The sequence below is a fragment of the Allobosea sp. ASV33 genome (assembly GCF_016428755.1).
Classification (GTDB): Bacteria; Pseudomonadota; Alphaproteobacteria; order Rhizobiales; family Beijerinckiaceae; genus Allobosea.
This window is the reverse complement of record NZ_JAELTI010000092.1, coordinates 1-23336: the sequence shown is the minus strand read 5'-3', so window position 1 is coordinate 23336 and position 23336 is coordinate 1. Positions and strand designations below refer to the sequence as shown.

26 protein-coding genes and 1 tRNA gene are annotated in these 23336 nt (G+C 66.6%); 21 read left to right on the top strand and 6 right to left on the bottom strand.

Features of this window, described 5'->3' with window-relative positions:
* Positions 1-251: 251 nt before the first annotated feature.
* Positions 252-1211, bottom strand: coding sequence for a hypothetical protein (locus tag JHD80_RS21620; RefSeq protein WP_199091681.1), 960 nt, complete (start codon positions 1209-1211; stop codon positions 252-254).
* A 175-nt stretch (positions 1212-1386) separates the two neighbouring features.
* Here JHD80_RS21620 and nrdR point away from each other — a divergent pair, with 175 nt between their 5' ends.
* The 10 genes from nrdR to JHD80_RS21570 all read left to right on the top strand — a co-directional run bounded on the left by nrdR (position 1387) and on the right by JHD80_RS21570 (position 11608).
* On the top strand, positions 1387-1881 hold the full coding sequence (gene nrdR / locus JHD80_RS21615; protein ID WP_199091679.1) for a transcriptional regulator NrdR: 495 nt from the start codon (positions 1387-1389) through the stop codon (positions 1879-1881).
* Positions 1874-3064, top strand: coding sequence for a bifunctional diaminohydroxyphosphoribosylaminopyrimidine deaminase/5-amino-6-(5-phosphoribosylamino)uracil reductase RibD (gene ribD, locus JHD80_RS21610; RefSeq protein WP_465246545.1), 1191 nt, complete (start codon positions 1874-1876; stop codon positions 3062-3064). Before nrdR ends, ribD begins: the two co-directional genes overlap by 8 nt.
* Positions 3064-3711, top strand: coding sequence for a riboflavin synthase (locus tag JHD80_RS21605; RefSeq protein WP_199091675.1), 648 nt, complete (start codon positions 3064-3066; stop codon positions 3709-3711). The genes ribD and JHD80_RS21605 overlap by 1 nt, the downstream gene beginning before the upstream one ends.
* A 34-nt stretch (positions 3712-3745) precedes the next feature.
* Positions 3746-4255 carry a 6,7-dimethyl-8-ribityllumazine synthase gene (gene ribH, locus JHD80_RS21600; protein ID WP_199091673.1) on the top strand — a complete coding sequence of 170 codons (510 nt, stop codon included), beginning with the start codon at positions 3746-3748 and terminating at the stop codon, positions 4253-4255.
* Positions 4252-4716 carry a transcription antitermination factor NusB gene (gene nusB / locus JHD80_RS21595; RefSeq protein WP_047580654.1) on the top strand — a complete coding sequence of 155 codons (465 nt, stop codon included), beginning with the start codon at positions 4252-4254 and terminating at the stop codon, positions 4714-4716. The genes ribH and nusB overlap by 4 nt, the downstream gene beginning before the upstream one ends.
* A 153-nt stretch (positions 4717-4869) precedes the next feature.
* Entirely contained in the window at positions 4870-5865 is a 996-nt protein-coding gene (gene thiL, locus JHD80_RS21590; protein WP_199091671.1) for a thiamine-phosphate kinase, read from the top strand.
* Between the two features lie 36 nt (positions 5866-5901).
* Entirely contained in the window at positions 5902-7104 is a 1203-nt protein-coding gene (locus tag JHD80_RS21585) for an MFS transporter (RefSeq protein ID WP_199091669.1), read from the top strand.
* A gap of 37 nt (positions 7105-7141) precedes the next feature.
* A complete protein-coding gene (allE, locus tag JHD80_RS21580; RefSeq protein ID WP_199091667.1) occupies positions 7142-7942 on the top strand; it encodes a (S)-ureidoglycine aminohydrolase in 801 nt (266 codons plus the stop codon).
* A 210-nt stretch (positions 7943-8152) separates the two neighbouring features.
* Positions 8153-10309 carry a sodium-translocating pyrophosphatase gene (locus tag JHD80_RS21575; protein ID WP_199091665.1) on the top strand — a complete coding sequence of 719 codons (2157 nt, stop codon included), beginning with the start codon at positions 8153-8155 and terminating at the stop codon, positions 10307-10309.
* Between the two features lie 375 nt (positions 10310-10684).
* Entirely contained in the window at positions 10685-11608 is a 924-nt protein-coding gene (locus JHD80_RS21570; RefSeq protein ID WP_199091663.1) for a DMT family transporter, read from the top strand.
* 76 nt (positions 11609-11684) lie between these two features.
* Here the strand turns inward: JHD80_RS21570 and JHD80_RS21565 are convergent, their stop codons facing one another.
* Positions 11685-12179, bottom strand: coding sequence for an outer membrane protein assembly factor BamE (locus JHD80_RS21565; protein ID WP_199091661.1), 495 nt, complete (start codon positions 12177-12179; stop codon positions 11685-11687).
* 138 nt (positions 12180-12317) lie between these two features.
* Here JHD80_RS21565 and JHD80_RS21560 point away from each other — a divergent pair, with 138 nt between their 5' ends.
* The 7 genes from JHD80_RS21560 (at position 12318) to sugE (ending at position 17082) form a co-directional block, all read left to right on the top strand.
* Positions 12318-12863, top strand: coding sequence for a ubiquinol-cytochrome C chaperone family protein (locus tag JHD80_RS21560; RefSeq protein WP_199091659.1), 546 nt, complete (start codon positions 12318-12320; stop codon positions 12861-12863).
* On the top strand, positions 12853-13410 hold the full coding sequence (locus JHD80_RS21555) for a YceD family protein (RefSeq protein ID WP_199091657.1): 558 nt from the start codon (positions 12853-12855) through the stop codon (positions 13408-13410). The genes JHD80_RS21560 and JHD80_RS21555 overlap by 11 nt, the downstream gene beginning before the upstream one ends.
* Positions 13411-13524: 114 nt before the next feature.
* Positions 13525-14583, top strand: coding sequence for a phosphate acyltransferase PlsX (gene plsX, locus JHD80_RS21550; protein WP_047573009.1), 1059 nt, complete (start codon positions 13525-13527; stop codon positions 14581-14583).
* Between the two features lie 13 nt (positions 14584-14596).
* Positions 14597-15574 carry a beta-ketoacyl-ACP synthase III gene (locus JHD80_RS21545; protein WP_282568426.1) on the top strand — a complete coding sequence of 326 codons (978 nt, stop codon included), beginning with the start codon at positions 14597-14599 and terminating at the stop codon, positions 15572-15574.
* 188 nt (positions 15575-15762) lie between these two features.
* The gene (locus JHD80_RS21540; protein WP_199091655.1) at positions 15763-16077 is read left to right on the top strand and encodes an integration host factor subunit alpha; all 315 of its coding nucleotides are present in this window, start codon (positions 15763-15765) and stop codon (positions 16075-16077) included.
* Positions 16074-16613, top strand: a complete 540-nt coding sequence (locus tag JHD80_RS21535) for a MerR family transcriptional regulator (RefSeq protein ID WP_465246544.1) — start codon at positions 16074-16076, stop codon at positions 16611-16613. Before JHD80_RS21540 ends, JHD80_RS21535 begins: the two co-directional genes overlap by 4 nt.
* A 151-nt stretch (positions 16614-16764) precedes the next feature.
* Complete coding sequence (sugE, locus tag JHD80_RS21530) at positions 16765-17082, top strand: quaternary ammonium compound efflux SMR transporter SugE (RefSeq protein WP_199091653.1); 318 nt, start codon at positions 16765-16767, stop codon at positions 17080-17082.
* 9 nt (positions 17083-17091) lie between these two features.
* On the opposite strand, the gene JHD80_RS21525 is transcribed toward sugE, so the two are convergent.
* The 3 genes from JHD80_RS21525 to JHD80_RS21515 form a co-directional block, all read right to left on the bottom strand.
* A complete protein-coding gene (locus JHD80_RS21525) occupies positions 17092-17262 on the bottom strand; it encodes a hypothetical protein (protein WP_199091651.1) in 171 nt (56 codons plus the stop codon).
* Positions 17263-17458: 196 nt separating this feature from the next.
* Positions 17459-18424: a LysR family transcriptional regulator gene (locus JHD80_RS21520; RefSeq protein ID WP_199091649.1), complete on the bottom strand. Its 966-nt coding sequence runs from the start codon at positions 18422-18424 to the stop codon at positions 17459-17461.
* A gap of 47 nt (positions 18425-18471) precedes the next feature.
* A complete protein-coding gene (locus JHD80_RS21515) occupies positions 18472-18897 on the bottom strand; it encodes a DoxX family protein (RefSeq protein WP_199091647.1) in 426 nt (141 codons plus the stop codon).
* A 200-nt stretch (positions 18898-19097) separates the two neighbouring features.
* Between JHD80_RS21515 and JHD80_RS21510 the strand changes: the two genes are divergently transcribed.
* Together JHD80_RS21510 and JHD80_RS21505 are read left to right on the top strand one after the other, a co-directional pair.
* On the top strand, positions 19098-20030 hold the full coding sequence (locus JHD80_RS21510; RefSeq protein WP_199091645.1) for a ring-cleaving dioxygenase: 933 nt from the start codon (positions 19098-19100) through the stop codon (positions 20028-20030).
* Positions 20031-20137: 107 nt separating this feature from the next.
* Entirely contained in the window at positions 20138-20761 is a 624-nt protein-coding gene (locus JHD80_RS21505; RefSeq protein ID WP_199091643.1) for an alpha/beta hydrolase, read from the top strand.
* Positions 20762-21161: 400 nt separating this feature from the next.
* Here JHD80_RS21505 and JHD80_RS21500 read toward each other — a convergent pair whose 3' ends face one another.
* Positions 21162-21383 carry a hypothetical protein gene (locus tag JHD80_RS21500; RefSeq protein ID WP_199091641.1) on the bottom strand — a complete coding sequence of 74 codons (222 nt, stop codon included), beginning with the start codon at positions 21381-21383 and terminating at the stop codon, positions 21162-21164.
* Between the two features lie 759 nt (positions 21384-22142).
* Here JHD80_RS21500 and JHD80_RS21495 point away from each other — a divergent pair.
* Positions 22143-22220 (top strand) — tRNA-Pro (locus JHD80_RS21495).
* 265 nt (positions 22221-22485) lie between these two features.
* Positions 22486-23304 carry a class I SAM-dependent methyltransferase gene (locus JHD80_RS21490; protein WP_199091639.1) on the top strand — a complete coding sequence of 273 codons (819 nt, stop codon included), beginning with the start codon at positions 22486-22488 and terminating at the stop codon, positions 23302-23304.
* Positions 23305-23336 lie beyond the last annotated feature (32 nt).

Sequence of the window (23336 nt, the reverse complement as noted above, 5' to 3'; positions counted from 1 at the left end):
CCCCCCCCCCCCCCCCCCCCCCCCCCCCCCCCCCCCCCCCCCCCCCCCCTCCTCACGCCCCGGCGACCACCGAGATCTACACCGAAGGTTAATCGTCGGCAGCGTCAGATGTGTATAAGAGACAGATCCGGAACCCATCATAAAGCGTTGCGCGCTACGATGGATTCCGGGTCAAGCCCGGAATGACGGCGTGTTTCCGCGAAAGCCAAGTCAAGTCCAAGTTCGCAAGAGGGCGTCGCCGCGATCCGGGCTCAGGGGAACGTGCCCTTGAGCTCGAACATGATCATGTTTTCGCTCTGGTTTCCCCTATCGGGACGGTTCTTGCGGCTGAGATCCACGCCCAGCTTAAGGCTCTCCGCGATCTGGTAGGAGGCCGAGGCGCTGCCGGTCACGTTGTCGTCCTTGATATTGGCGGCAACGGACAGGCCGAAGCGATCCTTGGTGGCGCTGAGCTTCAGCGTCAGGTCGACCTTCGGCTTCGTCAGGTCCAGCTTGTTGGTCGCGGTCAGGTTGATCACGCCGTACTTCACCCCGACCTCGCTGGTGATCTCGGGTGCCTTCAGATTGGCCGTGACGATCTGCAGCGACAGGTCGATCTTGAGCTGCTCCCATTCCAGCTTGCCCGTCACCTTCCCGCCGTAGCGCTCGGCGGTAGGGTCGAAGATGATGTTGCCGACGCCGAGTTTCAGGGCGCCGACCTTGAGCACTTCGAATTTCAGCTTCTCCAGCTCCCGGATGCCCATGCCGTAGAGCGTGCCGGAGGGTTTGGTGATGTAGAGCGCGACGCCGGCACCGACCGCGAGCACGGCGCCGACCACATAGAGAATACCCTTGTTGTGATCGACCCAGACGCCGATCGCCGATGATTTCGCCGCGTCCTCGAAATTCTTGAGCTGCTTCTCCAGCGCCTTGAACTTCGACGAGTCCTTGATCTGCTTGAGATAGGCGTCAGTCGCGGCCGTTTTCACGCCGTCGATCACCGAGGATTGCAGCTTGCCGATCTCCTCGGGCGTCAACTGGGAGCTGGCGGTCGGGCTGCGGGATTTCGCGAAGTTCAGGACCGCATTCTCGGCCGCCTTGAGCAGTATCGGATTCTTGAAGGTCGAGATGAGGCGTTCCGGAGACCGGGCGATCTCGGAATCCAGGAGGTCGAAGGCCAGCAGCACCAGGCCGCCGAACGCTTCGCCCATGTTGCCCTCGTTATCTGCCATGATAGAAGCTCCGCCGCGCGCGCTGTGAAGGTCGAGTCTTCGTCGTCGTGTTGCGCTTCGAGGTTCACCGCCGCGCGCAGCATAGCAGCAGCGGCGCCATGACGTCTGGCGCGACAACCGGCGCTGGGGCAAAGAAGCGTCGGGCGTTTCGCCCGTCAGGCCGAAGGATAAGCGCATGCGCTGCCCCTATTGCAGCTCCCTCGATACGCAGGTGAAGGATTCCCGTCCCACCGACGATCATGCCTCGATCCGCCGCCGGCGGGTCTGCCCGGATTGCGGCGGCCGCTTCACCACCTTCGAGCGTGTGCAGTTGCGCGAACTGACCGTCGTGAAGCGCTCGGGCCGTCGCGCGCCCTTCGACCGCGACAAGCTGGAGACGTCGATCGCCCATGCGCTACGCAAGCGCCCGGTCGCGCCGGAGCGGATCGAGCGCATGGTCAACGGCATCGTGCGCCAGCTCGAAAGCTCCGGCGAGGCGGAGATCCAGAGCTCGGCCATCGGCGAACTGGTGATGGAGGGGCTGAAAGGTCTCGACGACGTCGCCTATGTCCGCTTCGCCTCGGTCTACAAGAATTTCCGCGAGGCCAAGGATTTCGAGGAACTGCTCGGCCAGCTCGGCACGATCGAGGAGGAGGGCGTCTCCGCCCCGCCGCGCCGCGCCGATGACTGATCCCAGGGCTTCTTCGCGCGAAGCGGCCATGGCGTCGCGCGAGGGACACGCATCGGAACGACAGCAGGCGACCGATCGCGCCTTCATGAGCCAGGCGTTGGCCTATGGCGCGCGCGGCCTCGGCACGACGGGGACGAACCCCTCCGTTGGCGCCATCGTCACCCGCGACACGCCGGACGGCCCCGTGGTCGTCGCGCGCGGCCACACCCAGCCCGGCGGTCGGCCGCACGGCGAGGCGCATGCCTTCTCGCGGGCAGGCGCGGCCTCGATGGGCGGCACGCTCTATGTCACGCTCGAACCCTGCTCGCATCGCTCGGTGCGCGGCGGCATTCCCTGCGTCGAGTACACCATCCTCTCGGGCGTGAAGCGCGTCGTCTCGGCGATGTCCGACCCGAACCCCTTCATCGCTGGTCTCGGCCATGCCTTGCTGCGGACAGCCGGTATCGAGGTCACGGTCGGCGTCTTGGAGGAGGAGGCGCGGCAGGCGCATCGCGGCTATCTCACGCGCATCACGCAGGGCCGCCCGATGGTGACCTTCAAGATCGCCCGCACGGCCGATGGCTATGCCGGCGGGGCAGGGGGCGTGCCGCTCGCGGTGTCGAGCGCGGTCGCAGGTGGCTGGGTCCATCTCCAGCGCGCACATCACGACGTTATCATGCTCGGTATCGGCTCGGTGCTGGCAGACGACCCGCAGCTCACGGTGCGCTTGCCCGGCCTGGCGGAACGCTCGCCGATCCGCGTCATCCTCGACACGCATCTGCGCCTTCCCCTGACATCGAAGCTCGTCCGCACGGCCCGTGAGGTCCCCGTCTGGGTGATCGCCGCCGAGACGGCGCCGATCGAGCCGGAGCAGGCGCTGGTCGCGGCCGGCGTCGAGGTCATGCGGGTCTCGCTGGAAGCGGACGGCCATCTCGATCTCCGCGAGGCACTGACCCTGCTCGGCACGCGCGGCATCAACCGCGTCTTCTCGGAAGGCGGCCCGCGCATCGGCGAGAAGCTGGCGCTTGCCGGGTTGGCCGACGAGGTCATCGTCTCGACCTCGCCGAAAACGCTGGGGCAGCCCGGCATCGTTGCCGTGCGTCCGGGGCTTGCCGGCTTGCTCGCCGACCCCGATCTATACGCCCTTGTCGAGACCGGCCTGATCGGTCAGGACCGTTTCGAGCATTTCACGAGGAGAGGCTGATGTTCACCGGCATCGTCACCGCCATCGGCGAGGTCGTGGAGGCCGAGCGCAAGGGGCCGAGCCTAAAGCGCCTCGCCATCGCCTGCCCCTATGAGGCGGAAGGTATCGCGATCGGCGCCTCGATCGCCTGCGCCGGCGTCTGCCTGACCGTGACCGCCCTGCGTCCGCGTACGGATGGCGAGCCCGGCTGCATCTTCCAGGTCGAAGCCGCGGCCGAGACGCTGGCGAAGACGATCGTCGGCTCGTGGGAGCCGGGCACGCGGATCAATCTGGAGCGCTCGCTCAAGGTCGGCGAGGAGCTCGGCGGCCATCTCGTCACTGGCCATGTCGACGGCGTCGGGCGCATCCTCAAGATCGAGGCGATCGAGCCCGATCCGGATGAGCCCTGGGGCGCGACGGCGCGATTCCATATTCGCGCGCCGCAGGGCCTGCCCCGTTTCATCGCAACCAAGGGCTCGATCTGCCTCGACGGCACCTCGCTCACCGTCAACTCGGTGGAGGACGATGTCTTCACCGTCCTGCTGATTCCGCACTCCTTCGCGGTCACCACCTGGGGTCAGCGAAAAGAGGGCGACCCCGTTCATGTCGAGGTCGATCTGATGGCACGGTATGCCGCGCGGCTTGCGGAGGCGCGCCCGCAAGGGTAACCAGCCCGATCACATTCCAAGAAGGACAGAAGAAATGGCCGGACCCCGGCAGACCTCGGCCGACAAGGCCGCAACTCCTGCCGTCGAGATCGACGGCGCCCGCGTCCTCGTCGTCGAGGCACGCTTCTACGACAAGTATGCCGACGAATTGCTGGCTGGCGCTGTCGCAGTGCTGGAAGAAGCCGGCTGCCGCGTCGACGTCGTCACCGTTCCCGGTGCGCTCGAAATCCCCTCGGCGATCGTCATCGGCCTGCGCGCCGCCGACGAAGCCGTCGATCCCTATGAGGCGGTCGTCGCGCTCGGTACCGTGATCCGCGGCGAGACCGGCCATTACGACATCGTCGCCGGCGAAAGCTCGCGCGCGCTGATGGACCTTTCGGTCGCTTTCGCCCTGCCGCTCGGCAACGGCATCCTGACCGTCGAGAACGAGGCGCAGGCCTGGGCTCGTGCCAACCGTGAGGACATGAACAAGGGCGGCGGCGCTGCCGAAGCCGCGCTCGCCGTGCTGCGCTACAAGCGCTCCCTGGCGGAGCAATCCAAGTGAGCCGCGCCGAGAAGCGGCGCGGGGCGCGGCTCTCGGTCGTGCAGGCGCTCTACGAGATGGAAATCGGCGGCCGTGGCGTCGTCGAGGCGATGGCCGAGTTCGAGCATTTCTGGATCGGCAAGGAGGTCGAGGAGATCGAACTGCCGGAGGCCGAGATCGCCTTCTTCCGGGATATCCTCGGCGGCGTCGTGCGCGAGCAGCGTCTGGTCGACCGCACCGTCGACGAATTGCTGGCCAAGGACTGGCCGCTGAAGCGCGTAGAGGCCGTCGTGCGCGCGATCCTGCGTGCCGGCGCCTATGAGCTCGCCTTCCGGAAGGACGTGCCGGCCCGCGCCGTCATCTCCGAATATGTCGCGGTCGCGCGCGCCTTCTACGAGGGCGATGAGATCGGCATGGTCAACGCCGTGCTCGATCGCATGGCCCGCGACTTCCGCGCCGACGAGTTCGATCCGGCGGCTTAGGTTTTCCTCAGCCGCCATCCCGGGTGACCTAAGGGAGACCCGGGATTCATGCCGGAGCATGTCCGATAAAGGTTCAGGCATGGATCCCGGATCGGCGCCGCTGCCGCGGCTTGTCCGGGATGACCTGGAATAGTTGCGGAGCCACGCTGACCCATGGCCGATAACCAGCGCCCCGGCGAATTCGAGCTGATCGCCCGCTATTTCGCGCCGATCGCCGGGCCGGGTGGACTTGGCCTTCTCGACGATGCCGGCCTGCTGCGGCCCGGCCGCGGCTACGAGGTCGTGGTCACGGCCGACGCGCTCGTCGCCGGCGTCCATTTCTTCCCCGACGATCCGCCCGACGCGATCGGCTGGAAAGCGCTCGCCGTCAATCTCTCCGATCTCGCCGCCAAGGGCGCCAAGCCCGAGGGCTTCGTCCTGACGCTCGCCCTGCCGCGCGGCTGGACCGAGGGCTGGCTCGCCGATTTCGCCGCCGGTCTCGCCCGCATGGCCGAGATGGCAGGCTGTCCGCTGATCGGCGGCGACACCGTCTCGACCGCGGGGCCGCTCACGCTCTCGATCACGGCCTTCGGTACGGTTCCGGCCGGGCGGATGGTCCGGCGCTCCGGCGCGAAGCCCGGCGATGTCGTCCTCGTCTCGGGCAGCATCGGCGACGGCGCGCTCGGCCTCAAGGCCCATGGCCCCGACAAGCCAGATTGGGTCGCCGCGCTGAATGGAGAAGATCGCGCCTTCCTCGCCGATCGCTACCTGCATCCGCAGCCGCGCCATGCGCTGGCCGATGCGTTGCAGCGCCACGCCTCGGCGGCAATGGACATATCCGACGGGCTTGTCGGCGATCTCGCCAAGCTTCTGAAAGCCTCCGGCGTGGGTGCCGAAATCGATCTCGATGCGATCCCGCTCTCCGGCGCGGCCCGCGCGGCGCTCATGGCCGCTCCCGCACTGGCGGAACTGGCCTGGACCGGCGGAGACGACTACGAAATTCTCTGTACGGCCTCAGAAAGGGAATATCCTGCTCTGGTTGCGGCGGCGGAGGGAGCAATGCTTCTGCTGACGCCGATCGGGCGGATCTCGGACGAGGCCGGGGTGGTGACTTATCGCGGGAAGGGTGGGGCGCAGAGCTTCGCGCAAGGCTCCTTCTCTCATTTCTGAGGGCGGCGCATCATGGCGGCCGCGAGGCGCGTTGTGATGAATCAGCATTTCTCGGCTCTCGACGGCGACAGGCTCGCGAAGCGCAATGCGCTGGTCCTTGCCGGCGCCCAGGCGCTTGGCGGCGCCAATCCGGCCATCATCGTCTCGCTCGGCGGCATCGTCGGCGCCCAGCTCGTCGCCGACCAGGCCTTCGCGACCGTGCCGGTCAGCCTGCTCCAGCTCGGCATCGCCTCCGGCGTCATTCCAGCCGCGATGATCATGCGCCGTTTGGGCCGACGGAACGGCTACCTGATCGGGGCGCTTGTCGGCGCGACGGGGGCGAGCATCGCGGCCGGCGGCGTTTCGTTGCGCCTGTTCTGGCTGTTCTGCCTCGGCACCTTCGTCTGCGGGCTCTACGGCGCCTTCGTGCAGAGCTATCGCTTCGCCGCGGCCGATACCGCGACCAACGATTTCAGGCCCCGTGCGATTTCCTGGGTGATGATCGGCGGCCTCGCCGCCGGCGTGATCGGCCCGCAATCGGTCTACTGGACCCGCGACCTGACTCCGGCCTCGCCTTTCGCCGCCAGCTTCGTCGCGCAAGGCATGCTGGCGCTGATCGCGATCCTGATCGTGTCGCGCCTGCGTGCGCCGCCCGTCGCAGCCGTCCGCTCGGGCGGCGGGCGCCCGCTCGGCGAAATTATGCGCCAGCCCAAGTTCATCGCCTCGGTCACGGCCTCGCTCGTCGCCTATGGCCTGATGAGCTTCGTCATGACCGCAGCACCAATGGCGATGGTCGCTTGCGGCCATTCGGTCGGCGACGCGACGCTGGGCATCCAGTGGCACGTGCTCTCGATGTTCGGGCCGAGCTTCTTCACCGGCCGCCTGATCGCCCGCTTCGGCAAGGGCACTGTGACCGCAGTCGGGCTCGGCCTGACGGCGCTGGCCGCGATCGTCGGCCTAACCGGTCTCAGCGTGGGTCATTTCTGGCTGGCTCTGATCCTGCTCGGCGTCGGCTGGAATTTCGGCTTCATCGGCGCGACCGCGCTCGTGACCGATTGCTACCGGCCGGAGGAGCGCGTGAAGGTTCAGGCCGCGAATGACTTCCTCGTCTTCGGTTCGGTCGCCATCGCCTCCTTCTCGTCGGGCGGCCTGCTCAGCCATGGCGGCTGGAACGCGGTAAACTGGCTGGTCTTCCCGCCGGTCGCGATTGCCCTCATGCTGGTCGCCTGGCAGCGCTTCCAGCGGCCGGTTGCGGCCTGAGCCTGGCCGCCGATAGATACATGCCCGGAGCAGATGCATGAACAACCGCGCCTTTCCGCCTGCGACCGGCCAGGTCCCGCCCGGCGCCATCGGGCATAATCGCGGTGTGATCAAATCCAACTACGCCTTCATGCCGCCGGAGGGCGTGCTGGTCAGCCGCCTGCCGCAATACAAGGACACGGTCGTCCGCGTTCTCACCGGGCCGGTCATGGGCGCGGCCTTCGCTCAATACGTGCTGGAGATCGCGCCCGGCGGTGGCACGCCGGCTGCCTTCAGCGAGGAGGGTATCCAGACTTTCTTCTACGTGCTCACGGGCGAGGCGCGGATCGCGATCGATAGCGGTGCGGCACGGGCGCTCACCGCTGGCGGCTTCGCCTATCTGCCACCGGCGACTGCTTTCACGCTGCGCAACGAATCGGCGGAGACCACCCGCGTGCTCGCCTTGCGCAAGCGCTACGAGGCGGCTCCGGGGCTCGCCATGCCGGAGCCGATCGTCTCGCATCAGGATGCGGTCCCGATCACGAATCACACGGGCATGGAGGGACGCGGCTTCCAGTTCCTGCTCCCCTATGGCGACATGCGCTTCGATTTCGAGATGAACCTGATGTGGTTCAAGCCGGGCGTCTGTTTTCCGGCGGTCGAGACCCATGTGATGGAGCACGGCCTCTACATGCTGGAAGGGCAGGGGCTCTACTTGCTTGGCGCCGACTGGCACGAGATCTGGGAGCGGGATTTCATCTGGATGGGTGGTTTTTGCCCGCAGCAGTTCTACCCGACAGGTTATGGCGACGCCTGCTACCTGCTCTACAAGAACGTCAATCGAGACCTCGCCCTCTGAGCTTTCGCGAATCTGGCTGACATTCGACCAAATTTGTAAGCCGGGCCGTTTGCGCTCCTCGCCGAAACTTGCCACAAATTCGCCTGACACTGGCGACGCGGAGCGGGCCTTGAGTCTTTAGGGCCCGTTTTTTCGCTGCCTGACGTCCAACGCTGCAAAGAGGAGCGACAGCGCTCCCGACGGCTCGGAAGCTCAAGGTCAGGAAAACGAATGTCAGCTCTGCTTATCATCATCGTATTGAGTGCGCTTTCCATAGCCTACGGCGTCTGGGCCTATGGCGATGTGATGAAGCGCGATGCCGGCAACCAGCGCATGCAGGAGATTTCCGGCGCGGTCGCCGAAGGCGCGCAGGCCTATCTCAAGCGCCAGTACTTGACCATTTCGATGGTCGGCGTCGTGCTCTTCGTCGCGCTCGCCTGGCTGCTCGGCAAATGGGTGGCGATCGGCTTCCTGATCGGCGCGGTGCTCTCGGGCGTCGCCGGCTTCATCGGCATGAACGTCTCGGTGCGCGCCAACGTCCGCACGGCCCAGGCTGCGATGCAGTCTTTGGGCGAGGGCCTCGATGTCGCCTTCAAGGCTGGCGCCGTCACCGGCATGCTCGTCGCCGGCCTCGCGCTGCTCGGCGTCGCCGTCTATTACGGCGTCCTGACCTCCTATCTCGGCTTTGAGCCCTCCAGTCGCACGGTGATCGATTCGCTGGTGGCGCTGGGCTTCGGCGCTTCGTTGATCTCGATCTTCGCCCGTCTCGGCGGCGGCATCTTCACCAAGGGCGCGGATGTTGGCGCCGACCTCGTCGGCAAGGTCGAGGCCGGTATCCCCGAGGATGATCCGCGCAACCCCGCGACCATTGCCGACAACGTGGGCGACAATGTCGGCGACTGCGCCGGCATGGCCGCCGACCTGTTCGAGACCTATGCGGTGACGCTGGTCGCGACCATGGTGCTCGCGGCGATCTTCTTCGCCGGCCAGCCGGTCCTCGGCACGATGATGCTCTATCCGATGGCGATCGGCGCGGCCTGCATCGTCACTTCGATCATCGGCACCTTCTTCGTGAAGCTCGGTGCCAACCAGTCGATCATGGGCGCGCTCTACAAGGGCTTCATTGCCGCCGGCGTGCTCTCCATCGGCGCGATCGCGGCGGTGAACTACGCCATGTTCGGCGGGTTCTCGGCCTCCTTCACCACGGCCCAGAACGTCACCTTCACCTCGGGCAGCCTCTTCGCCTGCGCGCTGGTCGGTCTCGCGGTGACGCTGCTTATCGTCGTCATCACCGAGTACTACACCGGCACCGGCAAGCGCCCGGTCGTGTCGATCGCCCAGGCCTCGGTCACCGGCCACGGCACCAACGTCATTCAAGGCCTCGCAGTCTCCCTGGAATCGACCGCGTTGCCGACGATCGTCATCATCGCCGGCATCATCGTGTCCTACACCTTCGCCGGCCTTTTCGGCATCGCCATCGCCACCACGGCCATGCTGGCCCTGGCCGGCGTGGTCGTGGCGCTCGATGCCTTCGGCCCGGTCACCGACAATGCCGGCGGCATCGCCGAGATGGCGGGCCTGCCCAAGGAGGTCCGCCACTCCACCGACGCGCTCGACGCGGTCGGCAACACCACCAAGGCGATCACCAAGGGCTATGCCATCGGCTCGGCCGGCCTCGGCGCGCTGGTGCTGTTCGCGGCCTATACCTCGGACCTGAACTTCTTCATCGGGGAAGCCAACAAGGCGGGGTCGACCACCTTCCAGTACTTTAAGGGCGTCACGGTCGATTTCACGCTGTCCAACCCTTACGTCGTCGTCGGCCTGCTGCTCGGCGGCCTGATCCCCTTCCTCTTCGGCGGCATGGCCATGACGGCGGTGGGCCGCGCGGCGGGCTCCGTCGTCGAGGAAGTGCGCCGGCAGTTCAAGGAGAAGCCCGGCATCATGCAAGGCACGGAGCGGCCTGACTACGCCCGCGCCGTCGACCTGCTGACGAAGGCCGCGATCAAGGAAATGGTGGTGCCCTCGCTCCTGCCGGTGCTGGCGCCGATCGTGACCTATTTCGTGATCTACTGGATCGCCGGCAAGAACAACGCCTTCGCGGCCGTCGGCGCCATGCTGATGGGCGTGATCGTCACCGGCATCTTCGTCGCGATCTCGATGACCTCGGGCGGCGGCGCCTGGGACAACGCCAAGAAGAGCTTCGAGGACGGCTTCGTCGACAAGGATGGGGTGCGCCATCTCAAGGGCTCCGACGCCCACAAGGCCTCGGTGACCGGCGATACCGTCGGCGACCCCTACAAGGACACGGCGGGCCCCGCCGTGAACCCGGCGATCAAGATCACCAACATCATCGCCCTGCTGCTCCTGGCGATCCTGGCGCATTCCTGATCGCAAGCGGGATCGAGGCCATCACGGACCCGCGGCGAAAGCCGCGGGTTTTCGTTTGACGGCGCCAAATGATTTTTCTCGGAAACGTACCGTCGGGCTTGCCCCGGGATCCATCGAAGGGCTCCGGGGCTCTACGATGGATCCCGGATCGGCGCTGCTACGCAGCTCGTCCGGGATGGCGCCGCGGTTTCGTCAGAAATCAGAAACATTCCCGTCGGCTGTCAGAAAACCTTTGCAACGAACAGCTTGCGGCTCCCGCTTGAATCATTTTCGCAACCCCTTGAATCAAGCTCGCAAGCTACGGCCATGACCGTAGTGTTGCCGCATGCCGTCAGCCGAAAGTGCTGGCATGGTCCCGCCGACCAAGGAGGGACCATGTCCACGCAAACGCTCGACACCGGATCGGCTGCCCCGAACCGCGCCACTGAAATCGCCCTGCTGCTGGTGCTGGCAACGCTCTGGGGCGGCTCCTACAGCTTCATCAAGATTGGCGTGGAGACGATCCCGCCCTTGACCCTGATCGCGGCACGCACCCTCATCGCCGGGCTGATCCTGCTCGCGGTTATTCGCTGGCGCGGCTTGCGCCTGCCGCGCGACCTCGTGGCCTGGAGGCGCTTCCTCACGCAGGCCCTGCTGAACAGCGTCGTGCCGTTCACGCTGATCGCCTGGGCCGAGCGCAGCGTCGATGCCGGCCTCGCCTCGATCCTCAACGGCACCACGCCAGTCTTCGTCTTCCTGATCTCGCTGGCACTGATGCCCAAGCGCCGGCCCGACTGGCGCAAGGCCCTCGGCGTCGCGGCCGGCGTCGCCGGCATCAGCCTGATCGTCGGCGTCGATGCCTTTTCGGGGCTGGGCTCGCAGGCGGTGCCACAACTGGCCATCGTCGCCGCGACCATCGCCTATGCCTTCGCGGCGCTGTTCGGCCGGCATTTCACCGGGATGGATCCGTTGCTGCCGGCCGCAGGCTCGATGCTGACCGGTGCGGCCCTGCTGATCCCGGCCGCCCTCATCGTCGACAGGCCCTGGACGCTGGCGCCCTCGCAGGAATCCGTGCTGGCGCTGCTCGCGCTTGCGGTCGTCTCGACGGCGCTCGCCTTCGCCATCTATTTCCGGCTCATCCGCACGCTGGGTTCGGTGGGGACGACGGCGGTATCCTATCTGCGCGTGCCGGTCGGCGTCGCGATCGGCTTCGTCTTCCTGGGCGAGCGCCTGCAGCCGACGGCTTGGATCGGGCTTGCGCTGGTCGTCCTGGGCGTCCTGTCGATGACGCTCCCGGAGCGAAAGAACGCAGCGGGCTGAAGCCTGATCGGTGGGCAAAAACAAACCCCGCGGCGAGGGCCGCGGGGTTTGTCGCATTCCGAAAGGGGGTGCCCGCCTACGAGCCGAGCGGATTGAACTTGGTGACGCCGCGGAACAGGTTGCGCAGGAAGCTCTGTTCCTCGCCGCCGGTCGCGGTCGTGCGGCTGATGAAGTCGAAGATCACGCCATCCTGCAGCCCGTAATGGGCGATACGCTCGACCTTGAAGCTCTTGTTGAAATAGACCACCAGCACCTGCTGGTCGATGGTCTGCGGATCCTGGAACTGGAACCGGCGGCGCATCGTCTGGCTGATATAGTAGAAGGTGCGGTTGCCGACCGTCGAGGTGGTCGAAGGGGTGCCGAGCGTGGTCAGCACCGCCTGCACGTCCATCCCGACCTTGACCTGCGCGATCAGCGCTTCGTCCATCACGAAGCCACGCTTGAATTCCTCGTTGATACCGGCGGAGGTTGGCAGCACGAAGCCGCCGACATCGGGGCCGCAGCCGGCCAGCACAAGGGAAGTAGTCGCGAGGGCTCCAAGCAGAGCCGTGCGGCGGGTGATCTGGGTCATGCGGGCACGATCCGAAAGGCGAGCACGGCTCGGGACGATCCCAAGCCGCTTGTCAAAAGGGTAAGGGTTGGCGTAACGCCCGAGGATGGCTTTGGCAAGGCGAGGGCGCCCCGTGCAGGAGCGGGCAGGAGCAAACAGGTGATTTTCGGGTTGTTCGGCAAGCGCGCCAGTCGGCGCTCTCCTGTGGACACGCTGTTCGGGCGGGTTGCCGAGGCCTCGCGCCTGCCGGCTCTCTATATCGAAGGCGGTATTCCCGACAGTTTCGAGGGGCGCTTCGAATCGCTGACCTTGCATGTTTTCCTGGTGCTGCGCCGCCTGCGCGAGTTGCCGCCCCCAGCTGCTGAGCTGGCCCAGGAATTCATCGATGCCTGCTTCGCCTATCTCGAGCTCGGCTTCCGCAATGGCGGCATCAGCGATATTGCCGTGCCCAAGAAGATGAAGAAGATCGGCCAGATGTTCTATGGCCGGGTGCAGGCCTATGAGGCCGCGCTGACGGCGCCCGGCCCGGAGGCGCTCACCGAGGCGCTGGGGCGCAATGCCTGCGCGCCCGAAGCGGCGGCCGTGCTCGCGACCTATATGCGGTCCGCCCAGGAAGGGCTCGCCACGGCCGATCTCGACGGCATCATGAACCGGGAGCAGCTCTTTCCCGCCTTCTCCATCCAGGAGGCCGTCCATGGCGCATGATCATCTGCCGGCTTCGCCGCTCAAGCATCCGATCCGGGTCGAGGCAATCCGCCCGCGCGGCAGTGAAGTCGTGGTCCGGGCGGAAGCCGAGCAATTGCCCGCCATCGCGGTGCAGCTCGGCCTCGTCTCCGTCGAGGCGCTGGAAGGGCGCTACACGCTCACGCGCAATGGCGAGCGCGTGAAGCTCGACGGCCGCATCGCGGCCCGCCTGCATCAGGCTTGTGTCGTGACGCTGGAGCCGTTCCCGGTCCAGCTCGACGTGCCCGTGCAGCTCGATTTCGCCCCGGAGGAGGACATCGCGGCCTTCGCCCGGCGCAATGACAGGGACGATGCCGAGATCGATATCGAGGTCCTGCTGAACGAGGAGGATCCGCCGGAGCCGATCGTCGAGGGCGTCATCGATCTGGGCTCCGTCACGCTGGAGTTCCTGGCGCTGGCGCTCGACCCTTATCCGCGCAAGCCCGGTGTCAGCTTCGAGTCGTCGGCGGGCGACACCGGTACGGAATCGCCTTTCGCGGCGCTGGCAAAGTTGAAACGCGGTGACTGAAGCGCCCTCCGGCTCTTGCGCTGCTTGCGGCTACGGTCCAAGTCGCTATTGTCCGGCCGGCACTGCGCCGTCCCGGATCGAAGGTCGGCCATTCCCGGGACACGCCAGAATTCCATGACAAGACCGGTTACAATCGCGCTCGATGCGATGGGCGGGGATCACGGCCCTTCCGTCGTCATTCCAGGCGCCGCCATGATGCTGGAGCGCCGCCCGGATTGCCGCTTCGTCATCTTCGGCGACGAGAAGCAGGTGCTGCCGCTGATCGACCAGCATCCCAAGCTCAAGGCGGTTACGACCTTCCACCACACCGAGGTCTCGGTGAAGATGGACGACAAGCCGAGCCAGGCCTTGCGCTATGGCCGCTACAAGTCGTCGATGTGGCGCGCGATCGATGCAACCAAGACCGGGGAGGCGGACGTCACCGTCTCTGCCGGCAACACCGGCGCGCTGATGGCGATGTCGAAATTCTGCCTGAAGTCGATGCCGCAGGTCGACCGGCCGGCGCTTGCCGGCCTGTGGCCGACGGCGCGCGGCGAAAGCATCGTGCTCGATCTCGGCGCCACCATCGGCGCCGACGCGCGCCATCTCGTCGATCTCGCGGTGATGGGTGCGGCCATGGCCCGCGTCGTGCTGGATCTCGACCGGCCGACCGTCGGCCTGCTCAATGTCGGCGTCGAGGAGATCAAAGGCGTCGAGGCGGTCAAGGAAGCCGGGCGCATCCTGCGCGAGAGCAACCTGCCGCATCTGGCCTATCACGGCTTCGTCGAAGGCGACGATCTCGGCAAGGGCACGGTCGACGTCGTCGTCACCGAGGGCTTCACCGGCAATATCGCGCTCAAGACCGCCGAAGGCACCGCCAAGCAGATCGCTGAATATCTGCGCGCGGCGATGGGCCGTTCGTTGATGTCGAAAATCGGCTATGTTTTCGCCCGCGGCGCCTTCGCGGCGCTGAAGGACAAGCTCGATCCACGCAAGTCCAACGGCGGCGTCTTCCTCGGTCTGGAGGGCATTGTCGTCAAGAGTCACGGTGGCACGGACGCGATCGGCTTCGCCAGCGCCGCCGAACTGGGTTATGAAATGGCACGCGAGGACCTGATGGCGAAGGTCCGCGAAATGGTCGCCGCGAGCACGCGTCCGGAGTTGACGGCCGCGCAGCCCGCCGAGACCGAGTAAGGAACAACCGCCTTTGTCCATCCTGCGCTCTCAAGTCGTCGGCTGCGGCTCCTATCTGCCCGCGCGCATCGTCACCAATGCGGAGCTGGCCGCCCGTGTCGACACCAGCGACGAGTGGATCGTCCAGCGCACCGGCATCCGCCAGCGCCATGTCGCGGCCGATGACGAACCGACATCCATCATCGGCCTCAAAGCGGCCCAGGCGGCGATCGCCGATGCCGGCATCGACTCCGACGAGATCGACCTGATCATCGTAGCGACCGCGACCCCGGACCACACCTTTCCCGCGACCGCGACCCAGATCCAGGCGGCGCTCGGCATCAATGGCGGCGCGGCCTTCGACGTGCAGGCGGTCTGCTCGGGCTTCGTCTTCGCACTGGCCACCGCCGACAAGTTCCTGACCACGGGCGGCGCCCGCGCCGCGCTCGTGATCGGCGCCGAGACCTTCTCGCGCATCCTCGACTGGGAGGATCGCGCCACCTGCGTGCTGTTCGGCGACGGCGCCGGCGCCGTGGTGCTGAAGGCCGTGCCGGGCGAGGGCACGCTGGCCGATCGCGGCATCCTCACCACCCATATCCGCTCGGATGGCCGCTACAAGGACAAGCTCTATGTCGACGGCGGTGCCGGATCGACCAAGACGGTCGGCTTCCTGCGCATGGAAGGCAAGGAGGTCTTCCGCCACGCCGTCACCAATCTCGCCGAGACGGTGCGCCACACCTTCGCGCAGACGGGGCTCACCGGCGCCGATATCGACTGGTTCGTGCCGCACCAGGCCAACCGCCGCATCATCGACGCGACCGCAGACAAACTCGGCATCAGCCACGACCATGTCGTCATCACGGTGGACCGCCATGGCAACACCTCGGCGGCCTCGATTCCGCTCGCTTTGGCCGAGGCCCATGCCGATGGCCGCATCAAGCGCGGACAGCTCGTCCTGATCGAGGCGATGGGCGGCGGCTTCACCTGGGGCTCGGCTCTGATCCGCTGGTGACGTTGCGGGACTAATTCGCGAAAATTGTCATGAAACATCGCTATTTCGGGTCGAATCCGGCCTGAGCGGGCATATTGGCCCCGCTTGAGGATTGACCCGGGCGACGGGGGCGCCTAGCGTCCGCCGTCCGTAATGGCGAAGGGCCGGCGGTTTTCCGCTTCGCCCGCAATACGCCTTGGAGGATATGAATGGCGGGGCAAACGGTCACTCGCGCGGACCTGTGCGAGGCTGTCTACCAGAAGATCGGCTTGTCGCGGACGGAGTCGTCGAAGCTCGTCGAAGCGGTGCTCGACGAGATCTGCGATGCGGTCGCGCGCGGCGAGAATGTGAAACTCTCTTCGTTCGGTTCTTTCGTCGTACGAGACAAAGGCGAGCGAATCGGGCGTAATCCCAAAACTGGCGTTGAGGTGCCCATCGAGCCGCGTCGCGTGATGGTGTTCAAACCCTCGAACGTGATGAAGGCCCGCATCAACGGGCAGACGGTTGAGGGTGAGACTGAGTGAGCCTGGAGTTCCACGCCGGCGACACCGAGGCCGAATTGGACACCAAGAGCCCAGATGCCTTCCGGACTATCAGCGAGGTCGCCGAAGACCTCGACATACCCCAGCATGTGCTGCGGTTCTGGGAGACCCGTTTCAACCAGATCAAGCCACTGAAGCGTGGCGGCGGGCGCCGCTACTATCGCCCTGACGACGTCGCCCTGCTCAAGGGCATCCGGCGCCTGCTCTATGGCGAAGGCTACACGATCAAGGGCCTCCAGCGCATCCTGAAGGAACAGGGGCCGCGCCATGTCCAGGCGATCGGGCGCGGTGCACCGATCGGCTCCATGGGGGGCGGTGCGACGGCGCCCGCGCCCGGTGGCCCGGCAGCTATGCCCAGCGATCTTTCCGACGGCGCGGCCGAGCGGCAGCAGCCTTACCGGCAGGCCGTTCCCGAAGGGCTCGACGACGTCTCCATCCTGACGGCGGTGATGAAGGAGCTCGGCGAGTGCCGGCGCATCCTCGAACAGGCCCTGCAGCCGGCGACTGACGCGGTCTGATTCCGGCCTTGCGGTCGCGCCTGCGGCGTTTGCGCCGGTGCAGGCACGACGTTGGTTGATCGTTCCAACCGCGACCATAGTTTGAAAGCCGGGGACGACATATCCCGTTTCCGGCGCGGATTGCCGCGCCCCTCTCTCAAGGAGCGCCGGCATGGCTTGGCTTTATCTGTTCGTCGCGGGCCTGTTCGAGGTCGGCTGGGCCATCGGCCTGAAGTACACGCAGGGCTTCACCCGGCTCGTTCCGACGCTGTTCACCGGTATCAGCATGGTCGTGAGCCTGAGCCTGCTCGGCCTTGCCCTGAAATCGCTGCCGGTCGGCACGGCCTATGCGGTCTGGACCGGCATCGGCACGATCGGCACGGCGATCCTCGGCATCGCCTTGCTGGGCGAGCCTGCTGGAGCCCTGCGACTGGCCTGCATCGGCCTGATCGTCGCCGGCATCGTCGGGCTCAAGCTGGTTTCGGCGTGAACGGGAAGGTTAGCTGCGGCGCCACGAGGCGGGCCAGTAGCCGCCGCGCTCCAGGAGCACGATCAGGACGATGATCGCGAGCGTGACCACGATGGTCATCAGCTTCGCATTCCAGGGCACGCCGCGGCCGACAAGCCAGATCAGGCTGAGCCCGATAATGAGGGGGATGACGATCTCCATGGCGGGAGCCTAGCCTGCGCAACCTGAAGGCTGCAACCGCCTGTGGGCTCGTCCTTCTCTGAGAAAAGCTCACCGTCATCCCGGACAAGCTGCTCCGCAGCGCCGATCCGGGATCCATCGTAGAGCGCCGAAGCACTGCCATGGATCCGGGGGCAAGCCTGGGACGACGGCATGAACTGAAGTAACGCTCGGCGATCTAGACGACCGCGGAGTCCGTCGAAGACATCTCCGGCCCCGCTGCCCTGCCGATCGGGCGATCGCCCTCGACCAGCGGCCTCAGCCGCCCGAGTTCGACGGCCAGGAAGTCGAGGAACAGCCTGACCCGGGGCGTATGCCGCATGTCCGGATGGGTCAGCAGCCAGAGATCGGCAGCGAGATCGGGATCGGGGTCGCCAAAGCGTCGGAGGGCAGGACGCGTGTCGCCGATGAAGCAGGGCAGGAAGCCGACACCGATGCCGGCCTCGACCGCTTCGGCAAGGCCGAGCACCGTATTCAGCCGGTAGACGACGCGCTCCGGCGCGACATGGCGGGCGAGATAGCGCACCGCGCTCAGCATGGTGAACTGGTCGCCGAGCGAGACCCAGCTGCGCTCCCACAGGCTTTCGCGAGAGGGAGGTTCGGCCTCGGGGAAGTCGGCGGCGCGGCCATAGAGCGCCCAGGCGATCCGGGCCGGCTTGCGGCCGACCAGCGTCTCCGGCGGAGTATCCGTGGCGCGGATCGCGACATCGGCATCGCGCTTGGAGAGATTGGCCGCCTGGTTGCCGATCAGGATATCGAGCCGGATATCTGGGCACTGCCCGAGAAAGCGGGCGAAGAGCGGCGTCAACAGGTCGACCAGCAGGGAATCGTTGGTGGCGACGCGCAATTCGCCGGCGGGCTTGATCTCCTGCCCGGCGAGCTTGCGGGCGAAGGCGGTGATGTCGTCGTCGACGCGGGCGGCGAGCTGGATCATCTCCTCGCCGGCCGGCGTCGCGACATAGCCGCTGCGATGGCGCTCGAACAGGCGGGTGCCGAGCGCCTCCTCGATCTGGCCGAGACGGCGGAACACCGTCGAGTGATTGACGCCGAGCGCTGCCGCGGCGGCCGGCAGCGCCCGTTTGTCGGCGATCGCCTTGATCAGGCGGAAATCGTCCCAGGCCAGGGGCTTCGCGGCTTGATTCATCCGCTCACTCTCGGCCAAGGGACGCTCTCCTTCAAGGCAGGCTCGCGTCACGCCAGGGCCGGCTTGGCGGCAGCCGTGGAGCGCGAGCCGGTGACGGAAAGCGCGCCGTCGCCGATCAGGACATGCGCGAAGGCGGTCAGCGCGAGGAAGGCCGGATATTCCCAGCCGCCGTTCGGCGCATTGAAGACCCAGCCGTTGCCGGCATGGACCGAGAGCGCGCCGAGCAGGATCGGAATCAGCGCCAGCGAGACATACCGGCCGTAGAAGCCGACGAGGATGGCGAGGCCGCCGAGAAGCTCGGCCAGCATGATCGGCCAGGCGAGGAAACCGGGCAGGCCGACCTGCCCGAGGAAGCCGGTAAAGCCGGCCGGCGTGAAGATGACGAGCTTGAGATAGGCGTGGGCGATGAACATCACGCCGAGCGCGACGCGAAGGCCGAGAGCGCCGTAAGGGGCGAGGCGATTGTCGATCATGGGAAGTCTCCTGAAACGGGACCGGTTGGTCTCGGGGCAGAAGATCGGTCGGCCTGTTCCGCAAATCAAATTGTCGTTTGGCGTTGTATGCATTGCATCAATGCAATGAAATCGCTCTGGCGCTCGGCCGCTTCCATGCCGATCTTCCAGTCAACGGAGCGGATGTCCGCCCATGAGATCGGAACACGGAGGAGCTTGTCATGCAGATCAACGGCCTTCACCACGTCACTGCCATTTCCGGCCCGGCGCGTCGCAATCTCGACTTCTACAGCCGCGTTCTCGGCCTGCGCCTCGTCAAGAAGACCGTCAATTTCGACGACCCCGGCACTTATCACCTCTATTTCGGTGATGCGGATGCCGCACCCGGCTCGATCCTGACCTTCTTCCCGTGGGAGCATGCCGCTCCCGGCCGCCTCGGCGTCGGCGAGACGCAGGAGACGGTCTTCCGGGTTCCGGCGGGCTCGATCGGCTTCTGGGCCCACCGCTTCGTCGAGCAGGGCGTGCCGCATGAGGTGCCCAACAAGCGCTTCGGCGAGACCGTGCTCAGCTTCCGGGATCCCGACGGCATGCGGCTCGCCCTCGTCGGCCTGCCGGGCGTCGAGAAGGAGCCGGCTTGGGCAGGAGGCGGCATTCCCGCCGAGCATGCGTTGCGCGGTTTCCACAGCGTCAGCCTGCTGCTGGCCGATGCCGCGCCGACCGGCGCGATCCTCAGCGACGTCTTCGGCTTCGCCGAGATCGGCCGCGAGGACACGCTGATACGCTACGCCGCAAAGGGCACGGGGGTCGGCGGGGTGATCGACCTGCGCGTCGCCGGCGGCTTCCTGCCGGCCCGGCAAGGCGCGGGCTCGGTCCACCACATCGCCTTCCGGGCGGCGGACGACGCCGCGCAGCAGGAGATGGTGCGCCGTCTTGTTCAGAACCATGGCATCAGCCCGACGGAACAGCGCGACCGGAACTATTTCCGCTCGGTCTATTTCCGCGAGCCTGGCCACGTCCTGTTCGAGATCGCGACGGATATCCCCGGCTTCGCGGTCGACGAGCCTGCGGCCGAGCTTGGCCGTTCGCTGAAGCTGCCGCCGCAATACGAGGCGCAGCGCAAGGAGATCGAGGCCGTCCTGCCCGATCTCGGCTGAAGAGACCCGCCGCTCGCCCGGACAGGCGGGCGGCGGAGCGAGACCACGGCGCCCTGCCTGCTTGTCTGAAGGGGCAGGACGCTTCCGCTTGATCAAGGGAGATGACCATGACCGCCACGACCGTCGATGCCGATTTCATCCATGTCTTCGAGCCGGGCAGCGATCCCGCCCGCCGGCCGCTGCTACTCCTGCACGGCACCGGAGGCGACGAGCGCGACCTTCTCTCGCTCGGCCGCACCGTCGCGCCCGGCGTGAGCCTGCTCTCGCCGCGCGGCAAGGTGCTTGAGGGGGCGGCGCCGCGCTTCTTCCGCCGCCTGGCCGAAGGCGTCTTCGACGAGGCCGACCTGAGGCGCCGCACCGATGAGCTGGCGGAGTTCGTGCTCGCGGCGCGGGAGCGCTACGGCCTGGCGGCGCCGATCGCGCTCGGCTTCTCGAACGGCGCCAATATCGCGGCGGCGCTCCTGCTGCAGCGGCCCGAGATCCTCGCCGGCGCGGCCCTCCTGCGCGCGATGGTGCCCTTCGCAGAGCCGCCGCGTGCCGATCTCGCGGTCAAGCCGGTGCTGATCCTGTCGGGCGCGCTCGATCCGATCGTGCCGAAAGCCAATGCCGAGGCACTGGCGCGGCAGCTCGGCGAAAGCGGCGCTGCCGTCGAACATCGGGTGCTGCCGGCAGGGCACGGCCTCGGCCAGGCCGATATCGGCCTGCTCAAGGATTGGCTGGCGCGCCGCTGAATGGATGGCGGCATCGCGGAGAAGGCTCCGCGGTGCCGCATCCGGCTCACAAGCCGGGATATGCCCGAATCCCTAGTCGATCAGGGGCATCAGGACGGCCATCGTGATGGCCAGAAGCACGAGCACGCGCAGCAGGACGGCCCGCTGGCTCGAAACCGGCATATCCACCGAACGCGACACGGCACGCATCCTCGACCTCCCAATCGACGCTACGTCAGGGGATCGTGAGGCCTGACGTAACGTCTGGCAAGCCGGCTGAAGATTCTAGGGAGTGGACAACTGCGCCGGCCGCGATCCGCAAACGAGATCGAGCGGCAGGGCAGTGGCCGCGGGACATCGGTCCTAAAGCATTTCCAAGCGAAGCGGCCGCCGGTTCGCGTGAAGGAAATGCGAAAAAATCCTAGAGCAATGCGGTGCAGACCGGGTCGGCGACGATGACGCGGCGCGCCTTCCTGGCCTGCTCCGCCATCAGGACCTGGTCGACCCGGCGGCGATACTCGGCCCAGGAGCCGAGGCTCAGGCCGCAATTGGCGCAGGAGACGACGCTGGCGTCGCTGAGCGTGTGCGGAATCGAAACGCCCGGCGAGCCGCAATCCCCGCAATGGAACCCGTCTTGTCTCAACGCGATACCGTCCATGCTCATCGTTGACGCTACGGCAATTTGCGTGCCGTGGCGGCATCAAGAGCCATTCCATATGACTGTCGGCTGAACGCGGGGTTCAGGATCGGACGCGGTTATTCGGCGGTGGAAGCCCGTCCGCGATGATCGGCTTGCGGGGCCCGATCGGTCTCGTAGCCGCCGGAGGTCACCAGGCGCAGGGCCGGTCGTCCGGCCGGTTGCGCCGAAAGATCGTTCTTGCGGATGGCGGCTGCGCGCCGGATCTGGGCACGCCGCGCGATGAGAGACATCTGCCGCTTGTGTTTCATGATCGAACTACCTAACGCCGCATCCCCATCATCGCGCCCGATGGGACAAGCGCACACCCTCCATTTGGGGGAGGTGCCTGACAATCCGGACGATTCGCGTCGGGGTTAGATCACGAGCAGCAGGACCAGCGCCGCCGCGCCGTTGATCGCCGACAGCAGCCAGTGCGGCACGGCGATGCCGATCGCCCTTGCGGTGTCTTCAGCCAGATCGAACATGAAATCCTCACGCGACGACAAGGACGAAACCGCAGCCGCAGTATCGGCGCACCCCCCATTTTGGGGGAAATGGTCCGTTTCGGCTGCACGGGGCGGGCGGGAGCGGGAGCCGTCTCGCCACCGCGCGGGGGCAAATGCCGCCTGCCGATCGGGGTATCCGGGTCCTCGGGACGGATTGTGCAAGATCCTGTCGAAGCGCATTGCATCTGCGCCGTCCCGCCACTATAAGCCGAGCCGTCGGAGCGTAGCGCAGCCCGGTTAGCGCACTTGTCTGGGGGACAAGGGGTCGGAGGTTCGAATCCTCTCGCTCCGACCATTTCACTGCCGGACATCGTTGAGACGTCTTGATCTGCCCGCGAGGGCGGATGACGGATTTCTGTTGACCCGCCGGTGACCGCGCTATTCGGCGGGTCTCTCGCGTCGCGCAGATGGTTCTTGCGCAGACGGCGATAAGATCCAGTGCCGTTCCCGCGCGCTTCGAGGGCGATATCCGTTAACCTTTGCTTAGGCTTGTCGTTGCGATCGCGCCGCCGAGCGGCCAATCTCGTGACGGGTGGGAGGAACCGAAGGCGGAAGCGATCATGTCCATGGCCAGCCTTGCGATCACGGGTGCCGAGACGAACCGTCGCGCGACGGCGCAGCCGGCCGGTTCGCTCGCGAGCTTCTTCGATGAGGTCAGGCCCGACTGGCATTCGCAATGGGCCTGGGATCACTACGAGGCGACCATCCTCGGGCTGGCGCATCAATTCGGCTTGCGCCGCGTCTGCGAGATCGGCGGTGGCCGCGATCCGCTGTTCACGCAGGATGAGGCCAGCCGCAACGGTATCGAACTGATCGTCAATGACATCGATGCCGGCGAGCTCGCCCTGACCGGACGAGGGCTTGAGACCGCGCGTTTCGACATCGCCGGCGACCTGAGCGAGCCGGATGTCCGGCGCGGCGGTTACGACATGATGGTCTCGCGCATGGTCTTCGAGCATGTCGACGGCGTCGAGCAGGCCTGGCGCAACATCCATGAATTGCTGGCGCCCGGCGGCGTGGCGCTGGCCTTCTTCCCGACGTTATGGGCGCCCGTCTTCGCGCTGAACCATGTCCTGCCGGAAAAGGTCTCGCACGCCATCGTCCACGCCCTGTTCCCGGCCCGCCGCGATGGCGGCGGCGACCCGAAATTCCCGGCGCTCTACGATTGGTGCCGCGGCAATCCGGCCATGCTCGAGCCGATGCTGAAGCGCGCCGGCTTCGCCGAAACCCATGTCCAGCGCTTCTGGGGACATGGCTATTTCGACCGGATGCCGGGGATGAAACAGGTCGACCACACCTTCAACGCGCTGGCGGCGCGAGTCGGCTGGAACTTCGTCACGACCTACGCCTATGTCGTGGTCCGGAAGGGCAGGGCCTGAGCGCGTTCCGTTGGCGTCGCGCCGTCTCCGCG

Bases quoted from the DNA above. Each gene is read 5' to 3' on its own strand.
- JHD80_RS21620 (WP_199091681.1), bottom strand. From the start codon at position 1,211: ATGGCAGATAACGAGGGCAACATGGGCGAAGCGTTCGGCGGCCTGGTG.
- nrdR (WP_199091679.1), top strand. From the start codon at position 1,387: ATGCGCTGCCCCTATTGCAGCTCCCTCGATACGCAGGTGAAGGATTCC.
- ribD (WP_465246545.1), top strand. From the start codon at position 1,874: ATGACTGATCCCAGGGCTTCTTCGCGCGAAGCGGCCATGGCGTCGCGC.
- JHD80_RS21605 (WP_199091675.1), top strand. From the start codon at position 3,064: ATGTTCACCGGCATCGTCACCGCCATCGGCGAGGTCGTGGAGGCCGAG.
- ribH (WP_199091673.1), top strand. From the start codon at position 3,746: ATGGCCGGACCCCGGCAGACCTCGGCCGACAAGGCCGCAACTCCTGCC.
- thiL (WP_199091671.1), top strand. From the start codon at position 4,870: ATGGCCGATAACCAGCGCCCCGGCGAATTCGAGCTGATCGCCCGCTAT.
- JHD80_RS21585 (WP_199091669.1), top strand. From the start codon at position 5,902: ATGAATCAGCATTTCTCGGCTCTCGACGGCGACAGGCTCGCGAAGCGC.
- allE (WP_199091667.1), top strand. From the start codon at position 7,142: ATGAACAACCGCGCCTTTCCGCCTGCGACCGGCCAGGTCCCGCCCGGC.
- JHD80_RS21575 (WP_199091665.1), top strand. From the start codon at position 8,153: ATGTCAGCTCTGCTTATCATCATCGTATTGAGTGCGCTTTCCATAGCC.
- JHD80_RS21570 (WP_199091663.1), top strand. From the start codon at position 10,685: ATGTCCACGCAAACGCTCGACACCGGATCGGCTGCCCCGAACCGCGCC.
- JHD80_RS21565 (WP_199091661.1), bottom strand. From the start codon at position 12,179: ATGACCCAGATCACCCGCCGCACGGCTCTGCTTGGAGCCCTCGCGACT.
- JHD80_RS21555 (WP_199091657.1), top strand. From the start codon at position 12,853: ATGGCGCATGATCATCTGCCGGCTTCGCCGCTCAAGCATCCGATCCGG.
- plsX (WP_047573009.1), top strand. From the start codon at position 13,525: ATGACAAGACCGGTTACAATCGCGCTCGATGCGATGGGCGGGGATCAC.
- JHD80_RS21540 (WP_199091655.1), top strand. From the start codon at position 15,763: ATGGCGGGGCAAACGGTCACTCGCGCGGACCTGTGCGAGGCTGTCTAC.
- sugE (WP_199091653.1), top strand. From the start codon at position 16,765: ATGGCTTGGCTTTATCTGTTCGTCGCGGGCCTGTTCGAGGTCGGCTGG.
- JHD80_RS21525 (WP_199091651.1), bottom strand. From the start codon at position 17,262: ATGGAGATCGTCATCCCCCTCATTATCGGGCTCAGCCTGATCTGGCTT.
- JHD80_RS21520 (WP_199091649.1), bottom strand. From the start codon at position 18,424: ATGAATCAAGCCGCGAAGCCCCTGGCCTGGGACGATTTCCGCCTGATC.
- JHD80_RS21515 (WP_199091647.1), bottom strand. From the start codon at position 18,897: ATGATCGACAATCGCCTCGCCCCTTACGGCGCTCTCGGCCTTCGCGTC.
- JHD80_RS21510 (WP_199091645.1), top strand. From the start codon at position 19,098: ATGCAGATCAACGGCCTTCACCACGTCACTGCCATTTCCGGCCCGGCG.
- JHD80_RS21505 (WP_199091643.1), top strand. From the start codon at position 20,138: ATGACCGCCACGACCGTCGATGCCGATTTCATCCATGTCTTCGAGCCG.
- JHD80_RS21490 (WP_199091639.1), top strand. From the start codon at position 22,486: ATGTCCATGGCCAGCCTTGCGATCACGGGTGCCGAGACGAACCGTCGC.